Consider the following 9,450-nt stretch of genomic DNA (forward strand, 5'->3'; position numbering starts at 1 on the left):
CATCGCCGCGACGGCGACAGCGAAGGCAGAGATCGCCACTCCCACAGCGACGATTCCGTAGATCGACGGATCCACGAGGCGAGCGAGAACCGCAAGGCCGATCAGCCGCACGAGGACCGCGCCACCCTGGCCGCCGAGTGTGAAGGCCGCGCCCCGTGCGCCCGACGTCGCCAGGCTGCTCATGCGACCGGGTACCTGCGGTGCAAGCTCGCTGCCGGCGAAGGGAACACGCACGTCACGAGGCTTCTCCGATCGCTCTCCATCTCCGCCGCTCGAACTCGACTGATCGTAGCGCGCTCGCTACCAGTGGGGCGGGCGCTCCCGCTTGATCTCGTCGTCCCGGCTGCCGCCGTCGCGACCTCCCCAGCCCTCGTCCAGATCCTCGCTCGCGCGGGTGGGGATCAGGGGGCGCTCGGAGCCTGGCGTGCGCTTGACGACGCGGGGAGGCGTGGCCGGGGCCTCGTCGGGCTCGGCTGCGTCGCCTTCCGCCGGCTCGGGCTCGTCCTCTTCCGCCGGCTCGGGCTCTTCCACCGGCTGATTCTCTGTGCCGCTCTCACCCTCACCACTCGCAGGACTCGGATCGCCTGAGTCGACGGCGGCGTCCTCCTCCTCAGCAGCGCCATCGTCGATCAGTTCGTCCGAGTCCTGTGCGCGGTCGCCGTCATCGGGCTCGCTCAGCCCGTCCAGGTCGAGCATGCCGGGGACTTCCGCGGGCGACGGCACAGAAGGAGACGGCTCTGAAGGGGACGGCGCCGAAGGTGAGGGCGCGGACGGCTGCGCGTCGTCATTCTCGTCGACTCCCCCAGCGGCCGCCGGCGCAACCTCGAGCTCAAGCGACTCCTGCACGTGTTCGGGCTCGGAGTCCTCGAGCGCGGCTCGCACCTGCTCGGCGGCGGCATCGGGATCCATGAACACGTCGACGGTCCACAGCGGCACCACGGTCCACCCCAGCGCCTCAAGAGACGACCGCTGCCAGCGCATGCGATCGCGCAGCGAGGCGGAGCCGGCGGGCGCGGCCTCGTCGGTCACCACCGCGACGCGATAGCCACGATCCCGAGGACCGCCCACCGCCATCGGGACGGCGTCGGGACCGTTGCCGTAGCGGACGTGGACCGCGTGCCCCGTGAGACGCACGCGCTGGGCGACGTCCGACAGCAGCCAGTCGCTGGGTGCGGGCTCGGGCCGCTCGGGGGCGATCGCGGGCTCGGTCGCGGCGTGCAGCAGATCGCGCAGGTCCTCCACCCCGGAGCCGTCGGGCTGGTCCCCCGGCAGCTGCTCCGCGGTGATCGCGGCGATCACGGTCAGTCGCTCGCGCGTCGCGACCAGCGCCTGCACGAGCGCCTCGCGACCCCACGGCTCTGACAGCGGACCGAGCGCTCGGGGCGCCGTGCCCCGCGCATCGCGCGCGTAGCCGAGCGTCAGCACCACCTCGTCCACCTCGGGACCGGCGACATCTCCGAGGACGGCGACCGGCACCGCCGCCGCGAGTCGCGCCGAGCGGCCCTCGAGGGCCTCGCGCAGGCGCGCGGCGTGGAGCTCGTTTCCAGCGACCACCAGCGCGGAGCGGCGCGGCAGCGAGCCGTGCACTGCCTCGACGTGCTGGACCACCGCGGCCACCTCGGCGTGCGTCGACTCGACCTCGTGGGCTCCCGCGACGGGCGAGCCCACGCCATCGACATGTCGCACCTCGAAGACACCGGCATCGTGGGACGCCGGCAGAGCCTCGAGGCTGCGGCCGTAGGCAGCCCGGCTGAGCACGGCGGTGACGCGCACGTCGCGCGGCTCGGGAGCCGCGTGGAGCGTCACCCGGGGCAGCATGCGCGCGAGCACAGCCACCGCGCTGCGGGTGGCGGCGTGCGCGTCGCCGACCACGACCACCTGCTTGGCGCGCGCCAGGGCCGGCACGAGCTCGGCGAGCGCAAGCGACTCGCTGGCAACCACCACGAGCACGTCGAGCGCCCGCGTGGGCGGCACCAGCCGCGACACCTGCTCGGCCTTCGCGATCGTCACGGGCCGTAGCGCGGACGTGAGCGGCCCGTAGTCGCGCCACAGTTCCTTCACGGATGCCTCGGCACCCTCGACGAGGGCGGCGAACAAGTCGCGTGCGAGCTCGGGGTGGCGAGAGATCGCGGTGCGGCGCCGCTCGGCGGCCGCCCGCATGAGAGGGCCGATGCGGGACTCGGCGAACGCGGCATCGGCGGCTCGGAACTGGTCGACCGCCGCGCCGAGAGCCCCGTACTCGGCGAGACTGGGGTCCGTCGCGACGATGGCGTCGAACGCGGCAGCCCACCACGAGAACTCCAGGTCGCGGCGCACCTGTGCGTCGGACGCGTCGCGCGACCGCAGATCCGCCACGAGGGGGCCGAAGCCCGCCTGATCGAGGTCGATCTCGAAGGGCTCGGCGCTCGTCATCTCGAGCGTCCCGGGCAGGCCCCGAGCGAGGCGGTCGAGCAGGCCGACCATCTCGTCCCACGGAAGCGCGGCGATCTCCTCCTCGTCGAGCACGTCCTCGGCCTGCTCGCGCAGCATCTCCCACAGGCGCACAGCCTCGTCCGCGCGCTCCGAGAAGATGTCGAAGTCGTCGGGCACCGCCGGCCATCCGCCTGCCGCGCAGTGCGAGCGCCACCGCAGCGCGAGCTCGTGAGCGCGGACCAGGTCGGCGTGAATTGAGTCCTTGCCGCGCCCCGGCCGCAGCAGCTCGACGGCGCGTCGCATCAGGGCCCGCCGCTCGCGCCGCGGGATGTCGACGTGGCGCGGCGACCCATGCGGCGCGGTCGCGGCGACGAGGTCGTGAAGCGAGCGGTGGAAGACGGCCGGCGAGAACACCTCGAGGATCGCGCGCAGCTCCTCGAACATGCGGACCTGGTCGATCCACACGAGCATCGACTCGGCCTCGTCGACGCCGGTCTCGTGGGCAGCGATCGCGGCCTCGGCGCGCAGCTTGGGCACCACTCTTCCCATGAGCGTCGAGAGCGCTTCATCCAGGTGCGTGCCCCGCTCCGGCTCGACCTTGCCCTCCCACCACGGCTCTCCCGACACCTCGACGGCGGGCGCCGGCGCATCGGCCGTCGGGAGTTCCTCGACCTCGTCGGGCCTCAGCGCGGCGGCGATGGCCGCCGCTACGGACGCGAAGCCATGCTCGGCGACCACGGCACCTGCGGAGGCGTCGAGCCGGAGGCCCGTCGCCGGTGAAGGCTCCGAGGTGGTGAGCCGCACGATGGCCTGGATGGTCTCGAACACGGACACGCCCCACGGCCGGTGCGACCGATGCAGCGCGTCGAAGCGGCGGTGGAGCTCGGCGCGGGCCCGGAGCAGCTGGTCGCCCGAACGGCGCAGCGAGGCATCGTCGACCTGCGGGCTTCCCATGGTGATCGACTCGAGAAGGCGCGCCCGGGACTCCGCGTTCCACCGCGGCACGGTCGCGTCGACCGCGAGGTCGCCTGCGCCGAGCGCCCGCAGGCGACCCGACACCGACGCCAGCGCGCGGTCCGCGCCGCCCACGACGCCCACGGTGCGACCCGACGCGGCGCCGTCCGCCGCGATCGCGGCGGCCATGCCCACCGCATCGGCGCCCGGCGGGGTCTGGAGGAACACCTCGCGGCCGGTGGCGACCAGGTCGAGGATCGCGAACTGCACGTCGTCCAGGTCGCCCACGCCACGCTCGGCGAACGGATCACGGTCGCCACGCGGGAACGCGGGCAGGGGCTCGGCGAGTTGGGCGAGGGCGTCGCCGTCCCCGGCGGCCGCCGCGAGGACCGTCGAGGCGGCGATCACCGCGTCGCAGTCGTCGAGATCGTCGAGTAGGCGCTGCTCGGGATCGTCGAACGCGCCCAGCAGCAGCCGGTCGAGCACCTCGAGGGAGTCGCCGAAGAGATCCGTGCGCTCGCGCACCGCCTCCCACAGCGGGCGCGGATCGAAGTCGCGCCCGCCCGTGACCGCGGGCAGCGATGTCTCCACGCCGGCGGCGGCCGCGCGCTCGCGCAGCACGCCGAGGAACACAGGGTTGACGTATGCGTCGTCGCGCAGGGTGACCTGGACATCATCGGCGCGGAAGCGCTCGAGCCCCACGGGCCGCATGAGCAGCGGCATCTGAGCAGTGCTCCCGTCCTCGGTCCAGGCCACGGTGCCGATGACCAGCGCAGCCGTCCACGCGCCGGTGGCCGCGCGCACGCGCTCGGCCTCGTCCAGGACCAGGCGCCCGCGGTGCAGCCCGGCCTCGCGGACCTGGGGGTCGCGCAGGAGCGACGAGATCGCTGTAGGGCGTCCCGCGAAGAGCTGGGCGAGGCCTGACGGGTGGCCGGCGCGAATGTCGATCAAGCGCGCCTGGGTCGCGGCGACGTCGCGCAGCGGCGACACGGTCGAGCGGCTGCGCAGCTGCTCGCGCCACTCCTGGAGCGCGTCCGCGACCAGCGCCCGCCCGATGTAATCCACCACGTCACTACGGTAGAGCGACGGCGGCTCAGACTCCGACTGCCGCGCCACACGCGCGCGTCTTGACGCCGCGCGCTTTCCCGCGCGTGACCCCCGGCGTCATTCCTGGCGACTGCGTGAACGCGAAACAGTGCGCGCCGACTTCGTCAGCCGACACGCACTGCCATGCGGATTGTCGTCCCCCGGGGCCTGCCGCGTCAATCTGCGCAGGTCTGCGGTCTGCGCGCGGAGACTCCACCGCGAGACCTGCGGGGAGGGAAGTGCGCCTGGCGCGATTCGAACGCGCGACACCCGCTTTAGGAGAGCGGTGCTCTATCCCCTGAGCTACAGGCGCGGGGCACGTACGAGGATACCGGGCATGGCGGCCGATGCGGGAATCGGTCGAGCGCCGCACGCACCACCGCGCGGCTCACCAGCGCGCGGCTCACCAGCGCGCGTGGACGTGCTCGCGAATCCGCTCGTTGTAGATGGCGGCCAGGGCAGCCATGGTCGCGTCGTCGAGCGAAGGCATGTCTGCCGCCGCGGCGTTGGCGCGCGCCTGATCCGGGCGGGAAGCGCCGGGGATGATCGTGGCCGCACCCACTGCGCCGATCCACGCGAGAGCCATCTGTGCGGTGGTCCAGCCCTCGGGCGTGAGCGCTGCGACCTCACGGGCGGCCTCGACACCGACCTCGTACGGAACGCCCGAGAAGGTCTCGCCGATGTTCATCTTCGAGCCGTCACGGTTCCAGTTGCGGTGGTCCTCCGCCGCGAACTCGGTGTGCTCGTCGTACTTGCCGGACAGCAGCCCCGAGGCGAGCGGCACGCGCGCGATGATCCCGACGCCGGCCTCGTGGGCGGCGGCGACCACCTGCTCGAGCGGCTTGCGGCGAAACACGTTGAGGATGATCTGCACCGTGGCAACGTCGGGGTCCCGGAGCGCGTCGAGGGCCTCGGCACAGGTCTCCACCGAGACGCCGAAGTGGCTGATGCGGCCCTCATCGCGCAGCGTGCGGAGGTCGTCGTACGTGCGTGGGTCGCCGAACACCTCGGTGGGCGGGCAGTGCAGCTGGACCAGGTCCAGCGTGTCGACACCGAGGTTCTCCCTCGAGCGGTCCGTCCACCGGCGGTAGTTGTCGAGCGTGTAGGCCTCCGCGACGTGCGGGTCCGCCCGGCGACCCATCTTGGTCGCCACGAACACCTCGTCGCCCCACGAGCGCAGGAACTCCCCCACGGCCTTCTCGGAGCGTCCGTCGCCGTAGACGTCAGCGGTGTCGAAGAACGTGACCCCCGCATCGGCCGCCGCCTCGAGGATGCCCTGCGCGGTGTCATCGCCCACGTGATGCCAGTCCGCCCCCAGCTGCCAACAGCCCTGACCGATCAGCGAGATCTCGCGGCCGAGCCGCGGCACGAAGGAGGAGCGCATGCCTCCACCCTATTGCCCCACCCCCAGCCCGCGAAATGGATCCATGTCGCTTCTCTAAGCGCCTAGACGATCGAGATGGATCCACTTCGCGGGGGCACGGTGCGGGCGCGGAGGGGCGCGGTGGCGGCTCGGCCGGGAGCGCGGTGGCGAACGCACGAGAGCCGCCGACCCTCAGGGCCGGCGGCTCTCGTCAGTGCGGGTGCGGCTGCTAGCCGGTGACGCGCACGAAGGTGGGGTTCGACTGCCAGATCGCGCGGAACTGGAGCGTCTTGCCCGGAACCGGCGCATCGATCTGCAGGTTCGGACCGGCGTAGAGGCCCACGTGGCCCGGCGTCACGATGATGTCGCCCGGCTGGGGGCTCGACACGCGGGTGCCGACGTTCCAGTACGCGCCGGACGAGCGCGGCAGCGAGATGCCGAACTGCGCGTACACGTACGACACGAAGCCGGAGCAGTCGAAGCCGGACGGCGACGAGCCGCCCGAGACGTACGGAGTGCCCACGTACTTCGCGGCCTCGGCGATGATGGCCGAGCCGGAGACTGCAGCGGCGACCGACGCGGACTGCGCCACGGGCCGCGCGGCAGTGCCGCTCGAGGTGCTCGAACTCGTGCTCGTGCTCGTGCTGGTCGACGTCTGCTGGGGGGCCGCAACGGGCTCAGGGGCCGGCGGCGGGTCCTCCTTGACGGCGATCTCGGGGACCGCGACGTCGAAGTCAGCGTCGTCCGACGCCGTGACGGCGGCGAGGTCCGCGGCAGCCGCCGAGGTCTCGCTCGCGGCGTCCGCGTCGGGGGCGATGGCGAGCGTCTCGGGGTTGACGCCGCCGGTGGTCACATCCTGGGACACGAGCGCCGCAGCGGCGGCTCCCGTGAGAGGCACCACGACGAGTGCAGCACCGGCCGTAGCCGCCACCGCGCGAGTCCTGGCGCGCATGTATCCGTACCTCAAGTCCACGTTCCTTCCGCACCTGCGGTGCGTCGTTGTTCCCAAGCCTCGGACCCGGCGACCGGGGGTGGTCGCCGCCATCTTTCCGAGACCCGCGAGGCAGTGTTCCTCTGGTCCACTAGGCGCCTATGTTACCAATTCGTGATGAATCTCCAACTTGAGGCCTGACGAACACGTGGCGGGCCGCATCGGGCGACAGGACCAACTCGTCGCCTCCCGCACTCACGGCGACCCCACCCTCCACCACCCGCGCGGAGACCGTCGCTCCTGGTACAACTCCGGCGCCGACTGCGGCGTCGAGGAATCCCTCGGCCGCCTGAGGGTTCTCGCCGATGCGCACGAGGGTGACGTTGCTCACATCTTTCTGCGCCGCCTGATCGAGCGCGATCTCGGGCGAATCTGAGAGCGACTCTGAGAGTGGGACCCCCAGCTCCTCGAGCGCCGGGATCGGGTTGCCGTACGGGGACACGTCGATGCGGTCGAGCATCGCGACGAGGCGGCGCTCGACGCGGTCGCTCATCACGTGCTCCCACCGGCACGCCTCCTCGTGCACGTATGGCAGTTCGAGCCCGATGACGTCGATCAGCAGGCGCTCGGCCAGCCGGTGCTTGCGCATGACGCGCACGGCGGCCTCGTGGCCCGCCTCGGTGAGCTCGAGGTGACGGTCAGGGGCGAGCGTGACGAGTCCATCGCGCTCCATGCGCGCCACGGTCTGCGACACCGTGGGCCCCGAGTGGCCCAGCTGCTCGGCGATCCGCGCCCTCATGGGCGTCACCCCATCCTCGACCAGCTCGTAGATGGTCCGCAGATACATCTCGGTGGTGTCGACGAGATCGCTCATGCCGCGTGCCGGCCCATCCCGCGGTAGGACCAGTCCGCATCGATCCACGCGTCGGCAGGCAGGCAGTTGCGCGCGTCGATGATCCGCTTGTGGGCCACCAGGGACCCCACGACGGCCGGGTCCAGGTCCCGAAACTGGCGCCACTCGGTCGCGACGATCACGACGTCAGCGTCGCGCACCGCGTCCTCGGCGGAGCCGACGAAGTCGAGAGTCGGCCAGACCTTGGCCGCGTTGTCCATCGCCTCGGGATCGTGGACCCGCACGCGCGCGCCCCTCAGATGCAGCGTTCCCGCGACGTCGAGAGCGGGAGAGTCGCGCACGTCGTCGCTGTCGGGCTTGAACGCGGCGCCCAGGACCGCGACGCGGGCCCCGTTGAGCGACCCTCCCACGGCGCGGCCCGCGAGCTCGACCACGTGCTGGCGGCGGCGCTGGTTGACGGTGTCGACCTCGCGCAGGAAGGTCAGGGCCTGGTCGACCCCCAGCTCACCGGCGCGCGCCATGAAGGCGCGGATGTCCTTGGGCAGGCAGCCGCCGCCGAACCCCAGGCCCGCTCCCAGGAACTTGCGGCCGATGCGGGCGTCGTGGCCGATGGCGTCGGCCAGGTCCGTGACATCCGCGCCCGTCGCCTCGCACACCTCCGCGATCGCGTTGATGAAGGAGATCTTGGTCGCGAGGAACGCGTTCGCGGACACCTTCACCAGCTCAGCCGTCGCGAGATCCGTGACGACAAACGGCGTCTCGCGCGCGAGCGCCTGCGCGTACACGCGGCGGGCGACCTCCTCGATGCGGCCCGGCACCGCAGGATCGACCCCCAGGACCAGTCTGTCGGGACGCAGGGTGTCCTCGACCGCGAAGCCCTCGCGCAGGAACTCGGGGTTCCAGCCCAGCTGCGCCTCATCTCCCACGGGCGCCAGCTCGCGCACGCGCGCGGCCAGCCGTGCCGCCGTGCCCACGGGGACCGTCGACTTGCCCAGGATGACCGCCGGACGGTCGAGCAGCGGCGCGAGGGTCTCGATCACCGCGTCGACGAACGACAGGTCCGCGCCGTAGCCGTTCTTGAGCTGCGGCGTGCCCACCCCGATGAAGTGGACGTCCGCGAAGGCTGCGGCCTCCGCGGCGTCCGTGGTGAACCTCAGGCGCCCCGACTCGACGTTGCGCCGCAGCAGCTCGGGCAGGCCCGGCTCGTAGAAGGGCACCTCGCCGCGGCTGAGCCGCTCGATCTTGGCCGGGTCGATGTCGACGCCGATCACCTCGTGGCCGAGCTCGGCCATTCCAGCAGCATGCGTGGCACCCAGGTAGCCGGTGCCGAAGACGGAGATGCGCTCTGACATGCCGCCCACACTAGCGGCAGGGCCTGGTGTTCAGGAGGGGTCTTCTGGCACGGGATCGGGCCGCAGCCGAGCGATCACCGCGGTGCCCACCGCGGTCACACGCGCGGCTCCTGACGCGAACGGCACGAACGCGGCCTGCCCGCGGGAGAGCTCGAGGCGTTCGCCGCCGGCCTCGATGACCGCCGAGCCCTGGACCGCCAGGACGATGCGCGGGCCGGCCTCGACGGTCGCAGACCCGTCGGTGACGACGGTCAAGGCGAACTCCTCGGCCTCCGTCGCGAGCGTCACCGCGGCACCATCGTGCGTGACGGCGGTGCCTACTACCGCTTTACCAAGGACGAAAAGTTCAAGGCCATCACGATGGAGGCGAGCAGGGACCTCATGCACGGCTGGAGCGATGTCGCGGGGTTCTCCCTCAGTCGTTTGACCGGCTACGAAGGACCGACCTGCTTCAAGATGCCGGCGGGCGAGGGCCAAGCGCAGAAGTGGTGCCTGATGC

At 72.0% G+C, this 9,450-nt stretch carries 7 protein-coding genes, 1 tRNA gene and 1 pseudogene; 1 reads left to right on the forward strand and 8 read right to left on the reverse strand.

All coding sequences use genetic code 11. The features are described 5' to 3' along the window. The 8 genes and pseudogenes from QZ483_RS10625 to QZ483_RS10660 form a co-directional block, all read right to left on the reverse strand. A pseudogene (locus QZ483_RS10625) lies at positions 1 to 183 on the reverse strand (hypothetical protein); the annotation flags it as partial. 117 nt (positions 184 to 300) lie between these two features. Further along, positions 301 to 4,434 (reverse strand): hypothetical protein, encoded by a 4,134-nt coding sequence (locus tag QZ483_RS10630; RefSeq protein WP_297083783.1) that lies wholly within the window; start codon positions 4,432 to 4,434, stop codon positions 301 to 303. A gap of 258 nt (positions 4,435 to 4,692) precedes the next feature. Beyond that, positions 4,693 to 4,765, reverse strand: a tRNA-Arg gene (locus QZ483_RS10635). 90 nt (positions 4,766 to 4,855) lie between these two features. Beyond that, complete coding sequence (locus QZ483_RS10640) at positions 4,856 to 5,836, reverse strand: aldo/keto reductase (RefSeq protein ID WP_297083785.1); 981 nt, start codon at positions 5,834 to 5,836, stop codon at positions 4,856 to 4,858. 208 nt (positions 5,837 to 6,044) lie between these two features. Beyond that, a complete protein-coding gene (locus QZ483_RS10645) occupies positions 6,045 to 6,767 on the reverse strand; it encodes a C40 family peptidase (RefSeq protein WP_297083788.1) in 723 nt (240 codons plus the stop codon). Between the two features lie 130 nt (positions 6,768 to 6,897). After that, positions 6,898 to 7,620 (reverse strand): metal-dependent transcriptional regulator, encoded by a 723-nt coding sequence (locus QZ483_RS10650; RefSeq protein WP_297083790.1) that lies wholly within the window; start codon positions 7,618 to 7,620, stop codon positions 6,898 to 6,900. Then, positions 7,617 to 8,951, reverse strand: coding sequence for a UDP-glucose/GDP-mannose dehydrogenase family protein (locus QZ483_RS10655; RefSeq protein WP_297083792.1), 1,335 nt, complete (start codon positions 8,949 to 8,951; stop codon positions 7,617 to 7,619). The genes QZ483_RS10650 and QZ483_RS10655 overlap by 4 nt, the downstream gene beginning before the upstream one ends. A gap of 30 nt (positions 8,952 to 8,981) precedes the next feature. Further along, positions 8,982 to 9,239 (reverse strand): hypothetical protein, encoded by a 258-nt coding sequence (locus QZ483_RS10660; protein WP_297083793.1) that lies wholly within the window; start codon positions 9,237 to 9,239, stop codon positions 8,982 to 8,984. 12 nt (positions 9,240 to 9,251) lie between these two features. On the opposite strand from QZ483_RS10660, the gene QZ483_RS10665 reads away from it, so the two are divergent. Continuing rightward, positions 9,252 to 9,450: hypothetical protein (locus QZ483_RS10665; RefSeq protein WP_297083795.1), on the forward strand; the 199-nt coding region annotated here is incomplete at its 3' end.

Source organism: uncultured Demequina sp. (genome assembly GCF_913055775.1).
Lineage (GTDB): Bacteria > Actinomycetota > Actinomycetes > Actinomycetales > Demequinaceae > Demequina.

What these genes read in the sequence shown, in the direction of transcription:
- QZ483_RS10640 (WP_297083785.1), bottom strand. Translation starts at nt 5,836, where the DNA reads ATGCGCTCCTCCTTCGTGCCGCGGCTCGGCCGCGAGATCTCGCTGATC.
- QZ483_RS10645 (WP_297083788.1), bottom strand. Translation starts at nt 6,767, where the DNA reads ATGCGCGCCAGGACTCGCGCGGTGGCGGCTACGGCCGGTGCTGCACTC.
- QZ483_RS10650 (WP_297083790.1), bottom strand. Translation starts at nt 7,620, where the DNA reads ATGAGCGATCTCGTCGACACCACCGAGATGTATCTGCGGACCATCTAC.
- QZ483_RS10655 (WP_297083792.1), bottom strand. Translation starts at nt 8,951, where the DNA reads ATGTCAGAGCGCATCTCCGTCTTCGGCACCGGCTACCTGGGTGCCACG.